The organism is Paenibacillus oenotherae (genome assembly GCF_019443105.1).
In the GTDB taxonomy this organism is placed as follows: domain Bacteria; phylum Bacillota; class Bacilli; order Paenibacillales; family Paenibacillaceae; genus Paenibacillus_Z; species Paenibacillus_Z oenotherae.
Genome location: NZ_JAHZIJ010000008.1, coordinates 116171 through 138800 on the forward strand (window position 1 = coordinate 116171; position 22630 = coordinate 138800).

Sequence of the window (22630 nt, forward strand, 5' to 3'; positions counted from 1 at the left end):
GAAGAGGTGTTGTGCTTTTTCTTATAATAAAGTAAGAACATGGTAATTGGTCTTGTTCGGTTCGGGAGGACATATACTAGGGGGCGTAGAATTACTCAGAATAAGTAGAAAAATAAAAAGTTGCTTTTCACCGCAAATGCCCTTAAACTATAATAATTATTAAATAATATTAATTATAATTATAGGAGCGATGAGCATGGAGATGGGTAATGGCAATGCGGGAAAATGCCCGATGCATCACGGCAGCGCGACAAGTCATAAATCGAGTGGTACATCGAATAAAGATTGGTGGCCGAACCAGTTGAACCTGAACATTCTCCACCAGCATGATAGAAAAACGAATCCGATGGGCGAAGGGTTTAATTATGCAGAGGAATTCGGGAAATTGGACTACCAGGCGCTTAAGCAGGATCTTCGAGATCTAATGATAAATAGTCAAGATTGGTGGCCAGCCGACTACGGACATTATGGTCCGTTCTTTATACGCATGGCTTGGCACTCCGCAGGCACTTACCGTACTGGCGATGGACGCGGCGGGGCTGGATCAGGCACGCAGCGCTTTGCTCCCCTTAACAGCTGGCCTGACAACGGCAATCTCGATAAGGCGCGTCGACTGCTGTGGCCGATTAAGCAAAAGTATGGGAATAGGATCTCCTGGGCCGACTTGTTCGTTCTAACGGGCAATGTTGCTATTGAATCTATGGGCGGCAAGACGTTCGGATTCGGTGGCGGACGTGAGGACGTATGGCATCCGGAAGAAGATATCTATTGGGGTGCTGAAACAGAGTGGCTGGGAGACAAGCGTTACAAAGGCGATCGTGAGCTGGAGAATCCGCTTGCTGCTGTTCAGATGGGGCTTATCTATGTGAATCCAGAAGGTCCCAATGGCAATCCCAATCCGCTTGCAAGTGCTCGTGATATTCGCGAAACGTTCAAGCGGATGGGAATGAACGACGAAGAAACTGTGGCGCTCGTCGCCGGTGGACATACGTTTGGCAAAGCTCACGGGGCGGGTGATGCCGCACATGTCGGGGCTGAGCCGGAAGCTGCTTCTATTGAAGCACAAGGCTTGGGCTGGATAAGCACTCACGGCTCCGGCAAAGGTCGGGACACCATCACCAGCGGTGTTGAAGGAGCTTGGACCGCGAATCCGACGCAGTGGGATAATGGTTATTTTGAACTGCTGTTTGGATATGAATGGGAGCTTACGAAGAGTCCGGCAGGCGCACATCAGTGGGCCCCTGTAAATCCTGCAGAGGAGCATCTTGCACCGGACGCAGAAGATTCGTCTATTCGTATTCCGACGATGATGACCACAGCAGATATGGCATTGCGTGTGGATCCGGAGTACGAGAAGATTTCTCGCCGTTTCTATGAGAATCCGGATGTATTCGCGGAAGCATTCGCTCGCGCATGGTTCAAGCTCACACACCGCGACATGGGTCCTCGCGCTAGATATCTCGGCCCGGAAGTTCCGGAAGAAGTTCTGATCTGGCAAGATCCTGTACGGGCTGCTGATTATGAATTAACGGACGCGGAAACAGAAGAGCTTAAATCCAGGATTCTAAGCTCCGGACTTACGGCTCGCGAGCTGGTAACGACGGCTTGGGCTTCGGCTAGCACCTTCCGCGGCTCCGATATGCGTGGCGGCGCTAACGGTTCCCGAATCCGTCTTGCACCGCAGAAGGATTGGGAAGCGAATCAGCCGGTGCAGCTTGCGAAGGTGCTCGCCACATTGGAGGCCATTCAAGCTGATCTCGACAAGAAAGTAAGCTTGGCCGATTTGATCGTGCTGGGCGGCAGCGCTGCAGTTGAAAAAGCTGCAAGAGATGCAGGCTTTGCTGTGACCGTTCCCTTCGCTGCCGGACGCGGCGATGCCACGCAAGAGCAAACGGATATAGAGAGCTTTGCGGTGCTGGAACCGCTCGCGGATGGTTTCCGCAACTATCAAAAAAAGCAGTACAGTGTCAGTCCAGCAGAGCTTCTGGTTGACAAGGCACAGCTGCTAAACCTTACCGCTCCGGAAATGACGGTGCTCGTTGGCGGCCTGCGTGTGTTAGGTGCAAATTTCGGCGATACGAAGCACGGCGTGTTCACTGATCGCGCAGGCACACTCACGAACGACTTCTTTGTTAACTTGCTTGATATGGGTGTTCAGTGGAAGCCTGCTGGCGAAGGCATATACGAGGGACGTGACCGCGTAACTGGTGAAGTTGTGCGTACAGCGACTATCGTTGATCTTGTATTCGGCTCGAACTCTATTCTGCGTGCCATTGCGGAAGTGTATGCGCAAGATGATAACCAAGAAAAGTTCGTGCGCGATTTCATCGCCGCTTGGGTGAAGGTCATGAACGCGGATCGGTTTGACTTGAATTAAGCTGGCCGAGAGCCAGGTCTTCGAATTTTATAAGCGTTAGGACCTCAGTCTCCACTTTGCAGTGGAAATTGAGGTCTTTTCGTTTAATCGGCATCAGGGGAATAGCGTTGTTTATCTGCATGATTCATTGATCTGATGCAGCCATCGCTGCAATTCTTGACCAATGACATGGGGATTTTCTTCTGTCAAATAGTGGAATCCTTTCCCGCTATCGCAGAGGGTCAGGTTGTGCAAATGTGTCCGGCACCAGTTGATCTGCGGCTCGCGCACGGTGCAGCCGGGCGTTGCATAGATCAGCAGCTTCGGTATAGGGGAGGCAGTAAACCAGGCATTGCGGTTCATCACAGCTTCCACGACTTCGGACGGATGTCCTTCTATCGGGATTTGGTTCGGGAACACCCACATCGGCTTCCGATCCTCCGGATTGCGGAAAGGCTCCCGATACTGTTCATGCTCCTCCGCCGTGATTGGCCGGTTAATGATCGTGGTCGTCATCCCTTCGATAAACACGCTGTTGTCCCGCATGAACGGCCAGCCCTTCTCCGGATCGCGCAGCGTCTGGAACAATGACTGTGCTTCCGCAGGGGAGAAGTCTGACCAAGCGTGATTGGGGTACAATGCTTGCGGTTCAATCATCGCAACAGCTTTGACCTTGTCGCGATGATTCATCGCGTACTGCAAACCAATCGCCACTCCCCAGTCGTGTCCGACAAGAACGATGTCGCTAAGTCCCAGTTCCTCGATAAACCGGGTCACATAATCGACGTGCTCCAGAAACGTGTATCCAATGTCCGGCTTGTCGGATCGGCCCATCCCGATCAAGTCGACCGCAATGCAGCGGTTGGAGTGCTGAACATAAGGAATGATATTGCGGAATGTGTACGACCATGTGGGATTGCCGTGAAGAAAGACGACCGGATCGCCGGTTCCTTGATCCATGTAATGTAGGCGATGATCGTTCACTATCCTATATTGCGATTCGAACGGATAGTCTTGTCCGATCGGCTGCGTTTCTAGTGTGGACATCAGGGATACAACTCCTCTTTGGTTAGATGCGTCTATACCCAGATTGTATCATTCTGCCGGAGACTGCTCATTGTAAAAATGCGACAGCTTCGGCCGAAGCCAACCAGGCTGTGCCCAATGCGCAGAGCCAGGACGTTAGGTGGTATGATGGGATTAACGATAACGATAATACCTTCATGTACGCGATGAGAGGAGATAATAATGAAAAGCATATTGTTCAAGTATATGACCAGGTTTACATCTCTTAACGAGGAGGAGCAGCAGGCTATCGCTGAAGATATCCTTGTTGAGGAATATAGGAAGGGAACTGTGCTCCTCAGGCAAGGGGATGTCCCTGCAACATGTTATTTCGTGTTGAAGGGATGTGTCCGGCAGCACTCGATCGATGAAGCGGGAAAAGAAGTCACATCCAATTTCTATACCGAGGAGCAAGCGGTCTCGATCTTCAATCGCCATCAACAAGATAAGTCATCCCCGTACACCTTAACTTGTCTGGAAGACTGTATGCTGGTTGTTGGTGATCTTGATGCCGAGAATAGCATGTTTCATAAGCACTCCCAATTGGAAACCATGGTACGCAAGATGGTGGAGGACAACCTGGGCGAGGTACAAGAGGAATGGACTTCATTTATCGCTTCGACACCTGAAGAACGCTACAAGGCGCTATTGCAAAAAAGACCTCAACTAGTCGATCGTGTACCCCAGCATCAGTTAGCGAGCTATCTTGGTATTACGCCCGAGTCATTAAGCAGAATCAAGAAGCGGGTCCAAACCAGTGATTTGTAGGGAAGTCGAAGTTGTCATGCGCTTCTGGAGAGCTTGCCTCCCCGGAGCAGCAGCCAGATGCCAAAGCCTAGCTCTCCTGCAGTCATTGGTATAATAAATACAAAGTTAAGTATGGCAATTACTCCATCATCGTGCGGAAGAAATGTTTTGCCTAGATGAATGACCATGTAGCCTATGGATGCAAGCAGCAATAAAATGCTGATGGTTTTAGGAATGCCCTCTGATTGTAAAGCCACATAGCCCACAATCAACAGATGTCCGCCAAAAACGATCAAGCCAATAGACCAAATCGCTTCGAATGCTTCCATGAATAGCATCACAAGGGATTGTGTTTGTCCGATCTCGAATGAGGATGAATCGTTCGTATGCCTCAAGAGAAGCTGCACAACGAGTAAGTTCAGTATGGCAATTCCCAATATAGTCGAATAGGCAAGACGGAGCCATGCGCCGAGCAATGAAAGGCTTTTATGAATGGGCTCCAGAAACACATACAATGCCCAAGCGACCAGAATGTCAGCAATCAGGATGATAAGCCAGCCAAAGATTGCACCTTTGAAAAGGGTGCTGGATGCTGCGATGTTGTTGAACGTGGCGCTGGCATCCCCTTGCACAACAAGGCTTCCATGGACAAAGCCATAGGAAAAAAATCCGGCAATGGCCATGATGATAAGCGAAATGCCGGCAGTTAAAGCGGAGTTTCGCTGATTGGATCGTTCTTCGACTGAGATCGTCATAATATAGCCTCCTGGATGACATTTTTTATTTTCATTGTAATCAGGAGGAATGTGTCTGGTCATTGACTTAAATCAAGATCATGCCCGAAGGGCGTATACCTTCAAGGTGACGCGACAGGAGTGTTCCGTGCGAACGACATTCCTGCCGCGTCTTTTTGCTGTCGGCAAGTACGTATAGGATTGACAAATGTTCGTGGATTTAATAACATAAAGCAATTAGAATTACTCTGTACAGAGTAATATATACAAAGTAAAAGACTTGGAGGAGTAAGAGCCATATGAAAATTGTTGTGGATTATTTGAAGGACAAATTATTTGTTGGCGGAATAACGATGCTTATTTTTTACCAAATTATTATGATCACCATTTACATGGGTGGCTATAGTGCGGTTCCCAGGAATTTAACGGAGCTGACTGTCGCGATCGTTAATGAGGATGCGGAGTATGGGGCTGAGTTTGCAGAGCGGATCAAAGAAGAATTGCCATTCAAGATGAAGAGCGATCTAACGCTCGACCAGGCCAAGCAAGAGCTTGATGAGCATGATCTATCTATGGTTGTGCATATTCCGGCCGACTTCACCAGCCATTTAACGAAGCCGGAGGAGCAGGTTCAATTAAATTTTTTCATCAATAACGCAACGGCTCAGACTGTAAGCAGCACGATGCAGACGGTTGCGAACCAGATTGCCAGCGAGCTCAGCCAACAGCTGAAAGTGGAGAGTATGCAGAGCATTCTGCAAGGAATGCAGGTGCCTGAGGAGCAAGCGGTCTCACTTGCTGAGGGCGCAGTCAACAAGGTGAAGACGAATATGATTCCATCCAATGTTCCACCTGCGGGCATGCATAACTTGATGGCGCCGATGTTCCTTACAATCGTGTCTTATGTAGGAGCGATGATCTTCTCGATGATGGCGGTAAGCACGCTGAATAAACTGAAGAGCAAGCACGGGAAATGGAGGGCCTTCTTTACCTTGCAAGGCCTTATTATGGGACTGTCACTCATTGGACCACTTGTCGGTCTTGGCATCTACTTCGCAATTCAAGGGTACGGGGCTGATGTATTCTTCCGCATGTGGCTGTCTCATGCCTTGGAAATGTTCGTGGCGGTACAAGTGACCAGTGTCATCACTATGCTGTTAGGGCAAGCGGCGATGCTGATCAATATGCCTTATCTACTGATTCAAGTTATTGGCACCGGAGCGATCATGCCTCAAGAAATGATGTCCGGATTCTTCAAGTTCTTCAGCAGCTTCTCTGTTCTGCATTACAGTGTGGAGACGGATTATAGCTTGCTCTTCGGCGGGGGCAACGTGGCAGAAAGCATCAGCATGATGGGCGTCATTGGCGCGGCAGCCTTACTTATCAATCTGGTCATTCATAAGCTCAAGGCGGCTTCTAATACGACAAAAGCGGAGATAGAAGTGGAGTCGGCAGCGTTGGTTGGGAACGCAAACTAAGAGAAACAGGTAAGAAGGAGACGGAGATTCCATGAGAACAGTTATTGAATATCTTAAGAGCAAATCAATCATTGGCGGCATAGCGATGACGATTTTCATCCAGGCAGTATTTATTACCATATTTATGGCCGGGTTCAAGCCTGCGCTAGACAATGTCTCAGAGCTTACAGTCGCTATTATCAATGAGGATACGCAGTATGGAGCAGAGATGGCCGCGAAGCTTGAGGGCCAGCTCCCGTTCAAGATGGTAAGCGGCCTGCCGTTTGGGCAGGCTAAGGAGGAGCTCGACGAAGGCAATCTCCATATGGTTGTGCATATTCCAGCGGACTTTACGCAGAAGCTGACGCAGCAGAACGAACAAGCAGAGCTGGATTTCTATATCAATCAATCCAATCCACAGATGACAAGCATGACCATGCAAACTGTCGCAACCCAATTCTCAGACGGTATCAAGAATCAGCTGGGGATGGAGACTATGAAAGGCATTCTCCAAGGGTTGAATTTGCCGGAAGACCAGGCGGGACAACAGGCTGCGAACGTTGCCAATAAAGTGAAATCAAACATTATCAACTCCAATACGCCGCCAACGGGCATGCATAACATGATGGCTCCATTCTTCCTGACGCTGGCAAGCTACGTAGGGGCTATGATATTTACGATGATGGCGGCAGCCCAGCTCAAACAAATGAAAATGAAGTTTGGCAAATGGCAATCATTTTGGGCGATGCAAACGGGGAATGCCCTTGTTGCCCTCGTTGTTCCGCTTGTCGGTCTAACGATTTATTTCTTATTTCAAGGCTATGGGGCCGATGTATTTGTTAGTATGTGGTTGACGAATGCCTTGGCGATGTTCGTTGCAATGGGCGTAACCGGTCTCTTTGCGATGCTGCTGGGTCAAGCCGGCGCCTTTATCAACATGCCGCTCATGCTGATCCAGACGGTCTGCAGTGGTTCGGTCATGCCACAGGATATGATGCCAGCAGTGTATAAATTCATCAGTCACATCTCCGTAACGTATTACAGCGTCCAATCGGGATACAGCCTGCTGTTTGGTGGCGGCGCTGCTGCAGAGACTATAGGCATGATGGGGATTGTTGGTGCGGCAGCCTTGCTGATTTCTATGGTCATTAACGGATTCCAATCCGCTTCCGGAGCGAATAAAGGCAAGCAGGAAGTTGAAGCAGCGGCCTAGGCTGGGGAAATAAAATGGTCGATAGCATGGGGTTCGTGATACGATAATGGTATCCGTCTTCCCTTTTCTATAACCGTTCAGGAGGTTCGCAATGTCACTTCAAATATTCATTCTAGGTTTATTGAGCAAAGAAGACCATCATCCTTACAGTGTGAAAAAAATGATTAGCAAATATACGAAGGATGTTCTGGAAATTACGGACGGAAACCTGTACTATAATTTTGATTTTCTATATAAAAAGGGTCTCATTCAAAAAGTGCAGGATGTTCAGGGGGACAACCGGCCGAGTAAAACGACGTATGGGATCACGGAAGAGGGCCGGAAGGCACTTAAGGAAAGTATATATGAAACCTTTAAGCATGCCAGGTCCATTCAATTGTTGTACTCTTCGCTGCTATTCATTGATCTCGTAGATCATAGCCGCCTTTCCTATATGGTTAGTGAAACCATTCTCGAAATCAAGAAAAAAATCGAATGGATTGAAGCTCTTCATAAAGAAAGCAATGAGAACCTGGAATTTGACGAGTTTCGTCGTGTTGAATTTGCTGATTTTATTGTTATGAATTCTACCGAAAGCTTGAAGGCGGAGTTGAATGCATTTGAACGATTGCAGCTGCTGCTCCAGAAGCAATCTTGAATATACCAAGCAAGGACCCATTATACTAGCCCGTGGACTTGGAGGATGGTATTCCCGGTAACCAGTTGGCGCGGCAATCATATAGAAGTAAGCATTCCTGCGTCTTGCGCCCTATAGCCCGTTAGCGGTTATAGGGTATTTTTCTGTCCTTGGGGGAGGCGATCTGAAAATAAGCAATTTATAAGAAGCTATTTTCTCTTTTTCCAAACCGGTTACACTTTTATGATTAGTGGGTATAGAAGTACGCCAATCGGATGACATTAAAGAGACATGAAGGGGAGAACAATATAATTGAAGCCTGTCATACAACTCCTGCATTTTGGCTATCATCAGGCAATGAGCTGCATATTTCCTGTTGCGATCTTTGGAACATTAGCGCTCTCTAGCGTAATAGAGGTGCCTTTCATCCATCGTTATGATGCCATCCTGCTCGTATTGCTTGGCGTGCAATATCTCATGTACCGCAGCGGATTAGAGACACGTGATGAAATCAAAGTCATCTGTGTATTTCACTTTATTGGCCTGGTGCTGGAGCTGTATAAGGTATGGATGGGATCATGGTCATACCCTGAGCCAGGGTTTACGAAGCTGCTTGGCGTCCCGCTCTATAGCGGGTTTATGTATGCGAGCGTAGCCAGCTTTATGTGCCAGGTATGGCGGAGGCTTCGGATGGATATGACCGGCTGGCCTGGGTTTGCGCCTTCGATGCTGCTAGGCGGGGCCATCTATTTCAACTTTTTTACCCATCATTTTATTCCCGATTTTCGGTGGTGGCTAATGGGGCTTGTATGCATTGTTTTCTGGAAAACCTGGATCATATATCGTGTACGGACTGTAACTTACCGCATGCCCTTAACGGTTTCTTTTATCATTGTAGGTGTGTTCATCTGGTTGGCAGAGAATATAGCTACATTGCTCGGGGCTTGGCAATACCCTGACCAGCACGAAAGCTGGAAGCTGGTTAGCTTCAGCAAGATCAGCTCGTGGTTCCTTCTCGTCATCGTCAGCGTCATTATCGTAGCCCAGCTCAAACATGTCAAGGCCAATCGAACGGCGAACGATTCAAGCCTTTAACCAGGGGATGCCCGGTTCAGGGAGATGAGATATTTCTGGCGTTAATCCTGCTGCCGCGCATCCGGTAGATATAGCAATCCAAGAGAAATCCAACTGCCAATTCATGCTATAATAGTTTGGTAAGTTGTGTATCTCAGCCATCTAAGGAGGTTATGTAATGGGAACAAGTAATCCGGTAACGATAACAGTGGAAGCGATCGTTCATGCTCCCGTCGAAAGCGTGTGGGAATACTGGACAGAACCGAAGCATATCACGCAATGGAGCAAGGCTTCCGACGACTGGCATACGCCACACGCAGAGAACGATCTGAGCGTCGGCGGCAAGTTCGTCACAAGAATGGAAGCCAAAGATGGCAGCTTTGGTTTTGATTTCGGCGGAGTATACGATGAGGTGAGCACTTACGAGAGCATCGCTTATACGCTCGGCGACGATAGAAAAGTGAAGATCGCGTTTATTCGCCAAGGCAACGACACGCAAATCATCGAATCGTTCGAAGCGGAGCAGACCAATGCCGTAGAGATGCAGCAAGCCGGATGGCAGGCGATTCTGGACAATTTCAAGAAATACGCGGAAACAGCTAAAGCAGAGTAAGAGGCTTTCAATGCCTTGGAATTGAGATGGGCACGGCGGGCTTCCCGTCAACCAGGCTTCAAACCTGTGCCAGTGACTGACTGCAACTGACTGCAACAGATTCGGTTAGTGGAGTGAGGGGAAGCCTGCGAAAGAGCAGGAATTTCGGCTAAAAGAAGCCATTGAGGGCAAAATGCCTGCGATTAGGCAGGAATATAGGGCGGATTGGGCTGCTATCGGGAAAACTTGACGAGATGCCTGCGCTTTGGCAGGCATTCGGTCTTCAGCAGGCTGAAATGAGGAAAAGCATGCCTATTCGCAGGTATGTTCGCTGCCGTCGATGGATATCCATAGAATGCAAACAGGAACCTTCAACCCCACTATAAAAGTGGAGCTGAAGGTTCTTTTCTAACCCTTGTATAGTTCATGCGAAATAGAAACGTGGATAGTTTGTAATATTTCTGTATGAAAGCGTTTGTATAATATAAATTATTTGGAAATTCATCGGTTGTATTCGCTAATTTTCGGCAAAATTCCTGTTTGTTAATGATTCTTTATGCCCTTGATTATCTGATAAATACAAATAATCCTGATTTATTTGCTATTTATGATCGTTTAGTCATGGTTTCGGTGGATCATATCGATGGGCGTTCGCAAGACGTTCGCTTTCTCGATTTGGGATGTTGGTTACTGTCCAGCCAAGCCCCTATTGAAATGCCGGAAAGCTTACATAGAAAGTACTGGTTCATAAGACCTATTGACGGCTTGGGATGCGAGTTTGAAGAGTTGGCTGGAAACTGCCGCGCATCGGTCCTATTGTCAGAATTGACAGTTGGTTGATATATATGACTATGTATCTACTAATATTGCAAGGGAGGAATATTATGTTAAGCAAGTTTGTAAAATGGACAGTTGTCGCTTCCATGATGACGCTGTCTATCGCCGCTGCAGGTCCGGTATCAGCAGTTGCCAAAGAACCGCAAAAGTTTGTGGACGAGCAGCTGTTGAAAAATCCATCGGAGGAAAAAAGGGTCATTGTACAGTACAAGCCCGAAGCAGCCGCAGAGCGAAAAGCAAGCAAGAAGAAGTATAAGAAACATAAGCAATACAAGCATATTAATGCCGAATCGATGACCGTAACTCCACAGGAGCTGGAGGAATTAATCGCGGACAAATCCATTCTTTCCATTGAGGAGGATGGCATTATTCAAGCCGAGGCTCAAACTGAGGACTGGGGAATCGATCGCATACAAGCGGATAAGAGCTGGGCGAATGGTCTTACTGGCGATAACGTAAAGGTTGCCGTATTCGACACCGGGATAGCCGATCATGACGATCTGACCATTATGGGCAAAATTAATTATACGGTCAGCAGCACGGATGGCGATCTTAATGGACACGGGACGCATGTGGCCGGAATTATCGCAGCGCACGATAATACGATTGGAACGGTAGGCGCCGCTCCTGATGTTGACCTGTACTCGGTCAAAGTGCTTGGAGATGACGGTCAAGGCCTTTTTTCGTTCCTGTTCGACGGTCTTGACTGGGCCATCGACAACGATATCGATATTATCAATTTGAGCTTATCCTCAGCGACCTATTCACCGCTATTGGAGGATGCATTCGATACCGCCTATAATAACGGCATTCTGATTTTCGCTGCGGCAGGGAACAACAGCACGAACTCCAGCGGCGATGATACTACACGCTATCCTGCCGGTTTTGATTCTGTAATTGCGGTCGCTAATGGAAATAAATTGGATGAGAGAAGTATAGACTCCAATAAGGGTCCTCATCTGGAGTTGACTGCGCCGGGCACAGCCGTATACAGCACAGCTATCGGCAATTCCTATACGTACAAGTCCGGTACCTCTATGGCATCGCCGTATGCAGCCGCGGTCGCTGCCTTGTATATGGAGCAGTATCCTACGTATACGAATGTGCAGATCAGGAACAAGCTTATTGAAACGGCCTATGATCTGGGCGTTCCAGGGCGCGACAGCTCCTACGGCTATGGATGGGTTCAGGCGCCTTTCAGCACGCCATATGGAACTGGGCTTTATGCTGAATATTATAACAATGCGAATCTCACAGATCTCGTCATGACAAGGATTGACAGCAAGGTTGTATTCGATTGGGGATGGGGCAGTCCGGCAGCTGGCATTGACCCGGAAACATTCAGTGTAAGATGGTCAGGTCAGGTGCTTCCGCTGTACTCTGAAACCTATGAATTCTCGACGAATGCAAACGACGGTGTTCGTCTGTGGGTCGACGGTCAATTGATTATTGACGATTGGAACAATCACCCAACCCCAGCATTCAACACTGGAACCATCTCGCTTACAGGCGGGCAGAAATATGACATTGTTATGGAATTCTATGATAATGTCGATCACGCAGGCGCTGAATTAATATGGTATAGCCCTAGTCAAGCTTATGAAAATGTTCCTAAGCGACTGCTCTACCCTGATGTGCCTGTGTCTGGTCCGGCAGCACCAACCGGACTTACAGCAACGGCCGGTGTGGGCTCTGTGGCATTGAGCTGGACCGCTTCCACCGGAGCAACAGGCTATAATGTCAAACGCTCAACAACAAGCGGCGGCCCTTATACGACAATCGCTTCGAATGTAACAGGAACAAGCCGTTATGATATCGGTCCAGCGAACAATATGACCTATTATTATGTTGTCAGCGCTCTGGACGGTCCGGCGGAAAGCGCGAATTCCACCCAGGCCAGCGCTCTGGTAGAGGCTAGCGGACTACGTGGCGAATATTTCAACAACATGGATTTCACGAGTCCGATAGCATTGCGCACCGATAACAACGTCAACTTCAACTGGGGTACGGGCAGCCCTGCACCCGGTGTTGATCCCGATACATTCAGCGTGCGCTGGAAGGGAATGATCAAGCCTCAATACACGGAAACCTATACCTTCTATACCAATACGGATGACGGAGTGCGGCTGTATGTGAATAACGAGCTGGTCATCGACAACTGGACGGATCATGCGCTCACGGAGAACAGCGGAACGATCACACTGACAGCCGGACAGAAATACCATATTAAATTGGAATACTATGACAACATCTTCGATGCGGTAGTACAACTGTCGTGGTCAAGCAGCAGCCAGTCGAAGCAGATTGTACCATCGAACCGTTTGTACCTGCCATAATGGTCTGACGACTATAGCATCCTCTTTGGAAATTTCGGTTTCCACTAGGCGAAAAACATGCGAAACGGCATTTATTTGCTCGTTTCTGGCTCCATGAAGGTAAAATGCCTGCCAGCGTGCAGGCATTTTACCTTCATTTTCCCTTATCGGCCGATTTCCTCTCAAATTCATGTATCATCGCAGGAATTTAACCATTTAGGAGTCTTATAACTGAAATTCATGCACATTCGCAGGAATCTTACTCTACCACTTTTGCATGGGAGGAATATTAATGTTACGCAAGTATATGAAATGGACGATTGTCGCGTCGATGATGTCTCTATCCATCGCCGCTGCAGGTCCGGCATCGGCAATTGCCGATGAACCGCACAAGGTTGTGGACGAGCAGCTGTTGAAAAATCCGTCGCAAGAAAAACGGATCATCGTGCAGTACAAGCCCGAAGCTGCCGCAGAGCGAAAGGCGAGCAAGAAGAAGTATAAGAAGCATAAGAAATACAAGCATTTCAATGCGGAAGCGATGACCGTAACTCCACAGGAGCTTGCGGAATTAATCGCGGATGAATCCATTCTTTCTATTGAAGAGGATGGCATTATTCAAGCAGAAGCTCAAACTGAGGACTGGGGAATCGAGCGCATACAAGCGAAGCAAGGCTGGACGAATGGCCTTACAGGCGATAATGTCAAGGTCGCTGTATTCGATACCGGGATAGCCGATCATGACGATCTGAACATTGCGGGCAAAGTCAACTTTTCAACCAGCAGCACAGCCAGTGACCTTCATGGACACGGGACGCATGTGGCTGGAATTATCGCGGCACTCGATAATACAATCGGAACGGTAGGCGCCGCGCCAGATGTCGATCTTTATTCGGTCAAGGTGCTTGATGATGACGGCAATGGCCTTTATTCCTTCCTCTACGATGGTCTTGATTGGGCCATCGACAACGATATCGATATTATCAATATGAGCTTAAGCGGAGCAACCGATTCACCAGCAATGGAGGAGGCATGCGATACCGCCTTTGCTAACGGCATTCTGTTGATCGCGGCGGCGGGCAACAGCAGCTCGAACTCAAGCGTCGATGATCCGCCGCGTTATCCGGCTGGTTATGACTCCGTCATCGCGGTTGCTAATGCAGAGCAGACGGATGAGCGGAACATATCGTCCAATATAGGCCCTCATCTGGAACTGACTGCGCCTGGCACAGCTGTGTACAGCACAGCTATCGGCAACTCCTATACGTACAAGACCGGCACGTCAATGGCATCGCCATATGCAGCCGCCATCGCAGCCTTGTATATGGAGCAGTATCCTGCGTATACGAACGCGCAGATCAGGAATAAGCTTATCGAAACCGCCAGTGATCTGGGCGATCCGGGGCATGACAACTTCTATGGCTATGGAATGGTTCAAGCGCCTTTCAGCGAGCCTTCGGGAACGGGGCTTTATGCGGAGTATTTCAATAACGCAAATCTTACAGGTCTCGTAAAAACGAAAGTGGACAGCAGCGTTTCTTTCCTTTGGGGATGGGGCAGTCCGGAAACCGGAGTGGATCCGGATTCATTCAGTGTGAGATGGTCGGGCGAGGTGCGTCCGCTGTATTCCGAAACCTATAATTTTTCCACGATTACAGATGACGGTGTTCGCCTGTGGGTCGACGGTCAATTGATCATTGACGATTGGAACATGCAGACGCTAACTACCAACACCGGATCCATCTCGCTTACAGGCGGGCAGAAATATGACATTGTTATGGAATACTTTGATGATAGCGACAGCGCAACCGCCGAGTTGAAATGGTCAAGCACCCATCAAGCTTCACAAGTTATTCCTAAGCGCCTGCTCTATCCTTCCGCGTCTGTTCCGGATGCGCCAACCGGGCTGACAGCAACAGCAGGCACGGGTTATGCGTCATTGAGCTGGAGCGCTTCCAGCGGTGCAGCAAGCTATAATGTCAAGCGTTCGACAACAAGCGGCGGTCCTTATACGACAATCGCTTCGAACATAACGGCAACCAGCTATAACGATATCGGTCTATTGAACAACACGATCTATTATTATGTTGTCAGCGCTGTGGACAGTCCCGCAGAAAGCTCGAACTCCGCTAAGGCAAGCGTCCTGATTGAGGCGAACGGAATTCGCGGCGAATATTTCAACAACATCGATTTCACAAGTCCGATGGCATTGCGCACCGATGCCAACATCAACTTCAATTGGGGTACGGGCAGCCCCGTAACCGGCGTTGATCCCGATACATTCAGCGTACGCTGGACGGGCTTGATTAAGCCGGAATTCTCCGAGACCTATACCTTCTACACCAATTCGGATGATGGGGTACGGCTCTATGTGAACAACCAGCTGATCATTGACAACTGGACGAACCATACTGTCACTGAGAACAGCGGTACGATTACATTGGGAGCCGGACACAAATACGAGATTAAAATGGAGTACTACGACAACTCCTTCGATGCCGTTGCACAATTATCGTGGTCCAGCAGCAGCCAGTCGAAGCAAATTGTACCATCGAGCCGCTTGTACCTGCCATAATAGCTGCCCCTTAGCGGGCGGGGAAGTACAACTGGAGAGGCTGTCCCCTTGGGGATAGCCTCTTCCTGTTGTCTGAACCAGCTAGACGCTTACTTTGACAACGACTTTGGTGATTGGCCCTTGTTCACTCTGGGCGATTGCCACTTTATGAGCTTCACCGGGATAACAGACCACGAAATCCCCTGCTAATAGAAACAGAGTGCCGCTAGATCGCCCCGAATAGAATCCAATATCATTGTTCTCATCAAACGCGTTGTCCGGAACAAGGTTATCGACGGCAGCGAACGCTATGCCTTCAGTCCCGCTGATAATGAAATGGATATCGGCATATTTGCGATGAGCTTCAAACACACAATCCATCTCCGCCTTCGAGGTGAGTGCAATGACGTTTGCATACATGTGCTCGCCATCCAGTTCAATTCTCCCCGGACTTAAACTAGAGACGTCCAGCGTGCTTATAAAATGCAATGCTTCTGAAAGAGCTCCTAACCCCTCGTATTTCGTATAGTTTCTAATATGGTCATAAATCATCGCTGTCGCTCCCATTCGAATAGAGTCCGTTCATGCTCTTAATTCTAGAGGTTATGCGACGTTTAAAAAACGGGCTGGAACGACAATTAGTAGCATTCTGCAACCATATTTTGATCGAATCATAGACATTTGATATTGAAGTATTGGGTATTCTACTGAATAATAGCTGTAAAGTTTGCTCAAGATATGGGGGATGAACGGCATGTCTGAACAAGTACTGCGCAATTCGTTAAGACTCAACTTTCTATATGCAGATAAATATATTTTTCCGTCGATGTGGATCTATCCCCGGAATCGGGTGCCTTATTCGATGCTGCGCCTGATCCAGAATGGGAAAGCCAGGATTACCATCGACGGAGAAGAGATCGTCGTACAGAAGAACCAAATCTTATATGTCCCGCAAGGCTGTGAAATGCATTGTCAGGCGCTTGAGGATGATTTTACGTTTATCAGTATACGTTTTACTGCGGCAATTCCTTTATACGATACGGAGCTGTGGCCCGAACGATTAGGCATTCAGAAGATCACGGAATGTGATGAACCGGAAATTCATGAATATTTCGAGAGAATCGTGTCGGCGAAAACTTCATCTACTGCAGGCAAGTCTTTTCGAATGAGGGGATACCTGGAGCTTATCATGGCTTACTTGGTCGATTGCGGCGCCGGGATATTGAGTGATGCCGAGGCGAAGCTTGCGGAGGAAAGATACCGGGAGCAGTACAAGAATCGGCACCTGCCCAATCAGATTGCACAGAGGAACATGAAACCTGAGCTGAAAATGGATACCCGAATACAAAGTGTCGTTGAATATCTCATTATGCATCACGACAAAAGTTTAAACATTCAGCTCCTGTGTGAGATGGTAAGTTTGAGTGAATCCTCATTGCGCCGCTTGTTCAAAGAACATACGGGGAAGTCGCCCAGCGAGTTCATTAATGAGCTGCGAATGATGACTGCTGCAAGAAGACTGCTAGAAACGGATGACCGAATTTCCGATATTGCGAGCAAGGTTGGTTATGATGATCCGAATTATTTTGCACGAATGTTCAAATTAAATTTCGGAATAGCGCCTCGTGGATATCGATCTATATCCAGGGAATAAATCACCTTTTCACAAATTGGTAACCTAACACAACATTCATATTATGATCGTTATGTGCTATTAATTAGCGGTTTATTGTCTACAAAGTTGCCAGCATCTTGTCTATAATCGGTCCATAAAGCCAATTGGCCTTATAAAAATAAGTGACGGAGGGGTTTGAATGAGACCGATCAGAGGAATAGTGTTGGCTGTTGTCTTGTCATTATTAATGGGTGTACTCGCTGCGTGTTCGGGTGCTGACAATAATAATGCGCAGAAGGACACTTCAACTTCCGATGGAACGAATGCAACGGAATTAAAGGGCGAAATTGTCATGTGGCACTCCTTCACCCAGGGCGGCAGGAATGAAGTCATTAAGAAAGCTGCTGCTGATTTCATGGTCAAGCATCCGGGTGTGAAGATAACACTCGAAGTGTTCCCTTGGGGCGACTTCTACACGAAGTGGACGACCGGTCTCGCTTCAGGCCAAGTGCCGGATGTAAGTACAGCGCTTCCAAATCATGTTGTGGAGATGATCGATGCCGATGCCATCATTCCATTGAATGATCTGATCGACAAGATGGGACGCGACCGTTTCTATGAAGCGCCGCTGAGTGAGGTTACTAAGGACGGACAGAACTACGCCATTCCTCTTTACTCCCACGCTCAGGTCATGTGGATTAGAAAAGACTTGCTGGAGAAGGCCAATTTACCGGTACCTCAAACGTGGGACGAGCTCTTTGAAACGGCTAAGGCTCTGCACAACCCGCCTGAAGTATTCGGACTCCCCGTTCCTATGGGCACAGGCGACATGATGGCCACACGATTCTTGAATTACTATGTTCGCACTGCCGGAGATACGCTTCTTACGAAAGACGGCAAAGCAAATTTGACGAGCAAAGCAGCTATAGATGGCATTAATTATTGGGTGAAGATGTACAAAGCGGTTTCACCGGAAAGCTCGATTAACTTTAAAGTTCTTGATCAAGCTACGTTGTTCTATCAAGGAAAATCTGCCTTCGACTTCAACAGCGGATTCCATATTGGAGGCGTGGCAGCAAACTCGCCAGAGCTTCTGGACGTCATCGACGCAGCTCCGATCCCCAGGATGAATGCCAATGACCCGCTTCCGGCGGTAGAAACCTCCAATACCCCGCTCGTTGTATGGAAGGAATCCAAGCATCCTGAAGTGGCCAAAGCGTTTATCGAGTTCCTGTACGAGAAGGATCGTTATATTGAGTTCCTGCACTCTGTACCAGCAGGCATGCTGCCGGCAGTAAAGGAAATCTCCACAGATACAGCATTTCTATCCGAGCCAACGATCAAGAAGTTCTCTCATGCGGTTGAAGTGATCAGCGAAGCTGTTGGGGTAGGAACGGCTGTTGGCATGGAGTACGGTCCTGCGCCTCAGTCCGGTCTATTGACAACACAAAATGTGATCGAAGAGATGTTCCAAGAGATTGTGTTGAAGAATACCCCCGTCGAAGCCGCTGCTGGAGCTGCCGAGAAGAAGCTGAATGATTTATTCGAGGGGCTGGAATAAATAACGTTGAATAGTTTGGTGTGCAGAGCAGGTCAATGCACTCCCCGCTTATAAAGGAGTGATGAGGTGAAACGATACAGACGGTTGTTACAAACGAACGCAACAGGCATGTACTTCATATTACCGGCTATCCTTGTCGTGGTGCTCCTGCTGATCTATCCGATCCTGTCCAGCTTGTATTTCAGCTTTACGACAAAGCATTTGATCAGACCGCAAGTGAAGTTTATTGGCTTCGAGAATTATATTTCGATCCTGACCAATCCCGACTTCTATGTTGCATTCGCCAATTCGATTAAGTGGACGATTGTCTCAATAACAGGTCAACTGCTGGTTGGATTCACTGCTGCGCTGGCTTTGAACAGGATCCCGAAGCTGAAAGGGTTATACCGTACCTTATTAATCATCCCGTGGGCCTTTCCCGTCATTGTAATCGCGATTTCGTGGAAATGGATACTCAATGGTGTATCCGGCTTTATCCCGAATATTCTGGTGAATATAGGCGCTACAGATGAGCTGGTGCAGTTCTTCGCCAATCCGGATCTTGTATTCTGGACCGTGGTTGCCGTGAACATTTGGTTCGGCGCGCCCCTGTTTATGGTGAATGTGCTGTCTGCATTGCAGACTATTCCGGCAGAGCAATACGAGGCAGCACAAATCGATGGTGCCAGTTCTTTTCAATCCTTCTGGCATATTACGCTAAGGCATGTCAGGGTGGTCATTGGTCTATTGCTGGTGCTTAGAACGATCTGGATATTCAATAACTTTGAACTCGTTTATCTATTAACCGGCGGCGGTCCTGCCGATCTGACGATGACCCTGCCAATATTCGCCTACAATACGGGTTGGGGCTTGAAGCAGCTTGGTGTTGCGTCCGCCATTACGGTGCTGCTGCTCATATTCTTACTGTGTGTATGCTTCCTGTACTTTAAATTGCTCGACAAGTGGGAAAAGGAGGATGAGATGTAATGGGCATGAAACGAAGATGGTTGGGTAATAGCGTATCTTATATCTACCTTACGATTCTCGCGGCTGTTGCTACTTTCCCGCTGCTGTGGATTATATCGTCATCCTTCAAAAGCCCAGGGGAAATGGTCGGCAGCCCATTAAGCTTCTTCCCGAAGGAGCCGACTCTTCTATACTATGACCGCGTCCTTAATGTATTGAATTTTGACGTCAATATCGTCAACAGTATTATAGTTGCACTGTCTGCAACGTTCATTTCGATTGTGATTTCTGCACTTGCGGCTTATGGGATTGTAAGGTTCTTTCCCAGAGTAGGCAAGGTGATGACGCGGGTGCTGATTACGACTTATTTGTTCCCGCCGATTCTTCTGGCAATCCCCTATTCCATTCTTATTACGAAGGTGCAGCTTGCCAATTCGCTCGTGGGGCTGGTGATCACCTATCTCTCTTTCTCCATTCCGTATGCGGTATGGCTGATGATCGGTTTCTTCCGAACGGTGCCGTTAGAGATTGAAGAAGCGGCGCGGGTGGATGGTGCGAACAAGCTGATGGTATTCTATCGGATCGCCTTGCCCGTCGTGGCGCCCGGGATTGTCGCTGTCGCGGTGTATACGTTCATTAATGCATGGAATGAATTCCTGTTCTCCTTAATTCTGATTAACAGCACGGGCAAGATGCCGGTTTCTGTCGCGCTGTATTCCTTGACAGGCGCGGAGATTCTGGATTGGGGCGAAATGATGGCGGCTTCTGTTCTCGTCATACTTCCTTCTGTTATATTTTTTCTGATTATTCAGAATAAGATTGCTGGCGGACTTACACAGGGTTCTGTCAAATAATGATCGATAGGAGCGAGGCGTACTGTGTCGGATAAATACGATATTAGCAAGTACAAAGGTGTCACGGTGGCGTTAAATGCGGCTTATGATCAAGATGGCAATGTGAATGCGGATGCTGCTGCGCAGCTTTGCAATCGGTATGCTGATATTGGCGTAAACGGGGTCTATGTATGCGGTTCTACCGGCGAGGGCTTTCTGATGTCCCTGGAAGAACGCAAACAACTGACGGAAGCAGTTGTCCAGGCGGTGGGGAGCCGCATGTCGATTATCGTTCATGTAGGCGCAGCGGCATCACATGAAGCGGCCCATCTGGCTGGGCATGCGGAACAATGCGGCGCGCACGCGATATCTGCAGTGCCAAGTGTCTACTATCGGCTTTCAGAGGCAAGCATAGAGAAGCATTGGGACACGATTATGGAAGCGGCAGACCTGCCCTTCTTTATATACAATATCCCTCAATTGACCGGGTATGATTTGTCGATGACGCTCTTCGAGCGAATGATGAGCAAGGAGCGGGTGCGCGGCATTAAGAACTCATCGGAGAGCACCTATCAAATTCAACAATTCCGTGCGGCTGCCGGTGATGATTTCATGGTATTCAACGGACCGGACGAGCAATATCTTGCTGGCAGGCTGATGGGGGCTAATGGAGGGATCGGCGGCACTTACGGCTGTATGCCGGAGTTGTTCGTAGAGCTTGAGCGTCTTATTCAAGCTGGCGATCTCGAGGCTGCCGGGCTGTGGCAGAAGCGGATTAATGAGATTATTCGCAGACTCATTTCCTTCCCGTCGCTTTACGGGGCATGCAAGACGATCATCCGCAAACGATTCGTTGACATCGGCAATCCGCGGCTACCGTTCCTGCCCGTTGCTGACAATGATGCTGCAATTAACGAGCTTGGCAATCTCATTAATCGTTATGTCGAAGAGATTAGAAATGATAGTTTCGGAGGGAACCATAGATGAATAGTAAAGGATACGCCGTGATTGGCGCAGGTTACTTTGGCGCGAGACTTGCAGAAATTATTACGACGATAGAAGGGGCTCGTCTTGTAGCCGTACTGGATCCCGATAATGGAGCCGAGGTGGCGGCAAGGCTGGGCTGTGACGTCGAGTCAGATCTGGATGCCATCTGCAGCCGTGAGGATGTAGATGCTGTTGTTGTCGCAACGCCTAACTACTTGCATAAGGAGCCGGTGCTTATCGCAGCGAGGTACGGCAAACAGGTTTTCTGCGAAAAGCCGATTGCATTGTCTTACGAGGATTGCAATGCGATGATCGAAGCGACAAAATCGAGCGGCGTCCTATTCGTTGCAGGCCATATTATGAACTTCATGAACGGGGTCAGAACGGCCAAGACCTTGATTAACGAAGGAAAGATCGGGGAGCTTCTATTCTGCCATGCCGAGCGGATCGGCTGGGAAGAGCCGCAGCCGACCTTTAGCTGGAAGAAGCTAAGAGACAAGTCAGGCGGACATCTCTATCATCACATTCACGAACTGGATTTGGTTCAATTTCTGATGGGCCCTGCGAAGACGGCTTGTATGGTGGGCGGCAATGTGGCGCATAACGGAGAAGGCTTCGGCGACGAGGACGACATGCTGCTGATTACCCTTGAATTTGGAGCGGATAAATATGCAACGCTGCAGTATGGCTCTGCGTTCCGCTGGAATGAGCATTATGTGAAGATTAATGGTACCAAAGGCGCGATATTGGTCGACCTTCAGGATGTGAAGGTGATCTTGAAGACCGAAGAAGGCGAAACCCGGTATCTGCTGCATGAATCGCAGGAAGAGGATGACGATCGGACGGCAATTTATAAAAATTTCGAGGTGGACAGCGCGATTGCGTATGGAAAACCGGGCAAAACGCCGCCGATGTGGCTGGATTCCATTATGAAGAAGGAAATGAACTATCTCCATTATCTTGTACAAGGCGGGCAAGCGGACGAAGAGTTCGTTCCGTTAATTGACGGTACTGCTGCGAGAGCGGCTATTGCTACCGCTGACGCCTTAACTTTGTCGCTGCAAGAGAACCGCAAGGTCGATGTTTCCGAGGTAACGGGATAAAGAATTGCTGCTAGGGTAATTAGCCAGTT

Annotated in this window: 19 protein-coding genes; 16 read left to right on the plus strand and 3 right to left on the minus strand. The window is 48.5% G+C overall.

The genetic code is table 11. The features are described from left to right. Nucleotides 1–202: 202 nt before the first annotated feature. Complete coding sequence (gene katG, locus K0T92_RS13345; protein WP_219873056.1) at nucleotides 203–2377, plus strand: catalase/peroxidase HPI; 2175 nt, start codon at nucleotides 203–205, stop codon at nucleotides 2375–2377. A gap of 111 nt (nucleotides 2378–2488) precedes the next feature. On the opposite strand, the gene K0T92_RS13350 is transcribed toward katG, so the two are convergent. Then, a complete protein-coding gene (locus K0T92_RS13350) occupies nucleotides 2489–3403 on the minus strand; it encodes a haloalkane dehalogenase (RefSeq protein WP_219872977.1) in 915 nt (304 codons plus the stop codon). A 201-nt stretch (nucleotides 3404–3604) separates the two neighbouring features. Between K0T92_RS13350 and K0T92_RS13355 the strand changes: the two genes are divergently transcribed. Further along, complete coding sequence (locus K0T92_RS13355) at nucleotides 3605–4189, plus strand: Crp/Fnr family transcriptional regulator (RefSeq protein WP_219872978.1); 585 nt, start codon at nucleotides 3605–3607, stop codon at nucleotides 4187–4189. Nucleotides 4190–4203: 14 nt separating this feature from the next. On the opposite strand, the gene K0T92_RS13360 is transcribed toward K0T92_RS13355, so the two are convergent. Then, entirely contained in the window at nucleotides 4204–4923 is a 720-nt protein-coding gene (locus K0T92_RS13360) for a DUF4386 domain-containing protein (protein WP_219872979.1), read from the minus strand. A 278-nt stretch (nucleotides 4924–5201) separates the two neighbouring features. Between K0T92_RS13360 and K0T92_RS13365 the strand changes: the two genes are divergently transcribed. The 8 genes from K0T92_RS13365 (at nucleotide 5202) to K0T92_RS13400 (ending at nucleotide 15578) form a co-directional block, all read left to right on the plus strand. Then, nucleotides 5202–6380, plus strand: a complete 1179-nt coding sequence (locus tag K0T92_RS13365; RefSeq protein ID WP_219872980.1) for a YhgE/Pip domain-containing protein — start codon at nucleotides 5202–5204, stop codon at nucleotides 6378–6380. Between the two features lie 31 nt (nucleotides 6381–6411). Next, a complete protein-coding gene (locus tag K0T92_RS13370) occupies nucleotides 6412–7572 on the plus strand; it encodes a YhgE/Pip domain-containing protein (protein WP_219872981.1) in 1161 nt (386 codons plus the stop codon). Between the two features lie 91 nt (nucleotides 7573–7663). Continuing rightward, nucleotides 7664–8209 carry a PadR family transcriptional regulator gene (locus tag K0T92_RS13375; protein ID WP_219872982.1) on the plus strand — a complete coding sequence of 182 codons (546 nt, stop codon included), beginning with the start codon at nucleotides 7664–7666 and terminating at the stop codon, nucleotides 8207–8209. A gap of 291 nt (nucleotides 8210–8500) precedes the next feature. Continuing rightward, the gene (locus tag K0T92_RS13380; RefSeq protein WP_219872983.1) at nucleotides 8501–9283 is read left to right on the plus strand and encodes a DUF817 domain-containing protein; all 783 of its coding nucleotides are present in this window, start codon (nucleotides 8501–8503) and stop codon (nucleotides 9281–9283) included. Between the two features lie 157 nt (nucleotides 9284–9440). Beyond that, on the plus strand, nucleotides 9441–9875 hold the full coding sequence (locus K0T92_RS13385; RefSeq protein ID WP_219872984.1) for an SRPBCC family protein: 435 nt from the start codon (nucleotides 9441–9443) through the stop codon (nucleotides 9873–9875). Between the two features lie 519 nt (nucleotides 9876–10394). Further along, nucleotides 10395–10694, plus strand: a complete 300-nt coding sequence (locus K0T92_RS13390; RefSeq protein WP_219872985.1) for a hypothetical protein — start codon at nucleotides 10395–10397, stop codon at nucleotides 10692–10694. Nucleotides 10695–10738: 44 nt separating this feature from the next. After that, on the plus strand, nucleotides 10739–13027 hold the full coding sequence (locus tag K0T92_RS13395; protein ID WP_219872986.1) for a PA14 domain-containing protein: 2289 nt from the start codon (nucleotides 10739–10741) through the stop codon (nucleotides 13025–13027). 271 nt (nucleotides 13028–13298) lie between these two features. Next, a complete protein-coding gene (locus tag K0T92_RS13400) occupies nucleotides 13299–15578 on the plus strand; it encodes a PA14 domain-containing protein (RefSeq protein ID WP_219872987.1) in 2280 nt (759 codons plus the stop codon). Between the two features lie 81 nt (nucleotides 15579–15659). Here the strand turns inward: K0T92_RS13400 and K0T92_RS13405 are convergent, their stop codons facing one another. Then, nucleotides 15660–16109: a NanQ anomerase/TabA/YiaL family protein gene (locus K0T92_RS13405; RefSeq protein ID WP_219872988.1), complete on the minus strand. Its 450-nt coding sequence runs from the start codon at nucleotides 16107–16109 to the stop codon at nucleotides 15660–15662. Nucleotides 16110–16311: 202 nt separating this feature from the next. Between K0T92_RS13405 and K0T92_RS13410 the strand changes: the two genes are divergently transcribed. The 6 genes from K0T92_RS13410 to K0T92_RS13435 all read left to right on the plus strand — a co-directional run bounded on the left by K0T92_RS13410 (nucleotide 16312) and on the right by K0T92_RS13435 (nucleotide 22601). Beyond that, a complete protein-coding gene (locus tag K0T92_RS13410) occupies nucleotides 16312–17211 on the plus strand; it encodes an AraC family transcriptional regulator (protein WP_219872989.1) in 900 nt (299 codons plus the stop codon). A gap of 160 nt (nucleotides 17212–17371) precedes the next feature. After that, complete coding sequence (locus K0T92_RS13415) at nucleotides 17372–18733, plus strand: ABC transporter substrate-binding protein (RefSeq protein WP_219872990.1); 1362 nt, start codon at nucleotides 17372–17374, stop codon at nucleotides 18731–18733. Nucleotides 18734–18799: 66 nt separating this feature from the next. Further along, entirely contained in the window at nucleotides 18800–19699 is a 900-nt protein-coding gene (locus K0T92_RS13420; RefSeq protein ID WP_219872991.1) for a carbohydrate ABC transporter permease, read from the plus strand. Then, complete coding sequence (locus tag K0T92_RS13425; protein WP_246628137.1) at nucleotides 19699–20532, plus strand: carbohydrate ABC transporter permease; 834 nt, start codon at nucleotides 19699–19701, stop codon at nucleotides 20530–20532. Before K0T92_RS13420 ends, K0T92_RS13425 begins: the two co-directional genes overlap by 1 nt. A gap of 24 nt (nucleotides 20533–20556) precedes the next feature. Further along, nucleotides 20557–21498, plus strand: coding sequence for a dihydrodipicolinate synthase family protein (locus tag K0T92_RS13430; RefSeq protein WP_219872992.1), 942 nt, complete (start codon nucleotides 20557–20559; stop codon nucleotides 21496–21498). Beyond that, the gene (locus tag K0T92_RS13435) at nucleotides 21495–22601 is read left to right on the plus strand and encodes a Gfo/Idh/MocA family protein (protein WP_219872993.1); all 1107 of its coding nucleotides are present in this window, start codon (nucleotides 21495–21497) and stop codon (nucleotides 22599–22601) included. The genes K0T92_RS13430 and K0T92_RS13435 overlap by 4 nt, the downstream gene beginning before the upstream one ends. The last annotated feature ends 29 nt before the right edge of the window (nucleotides 22602–22630 follow it).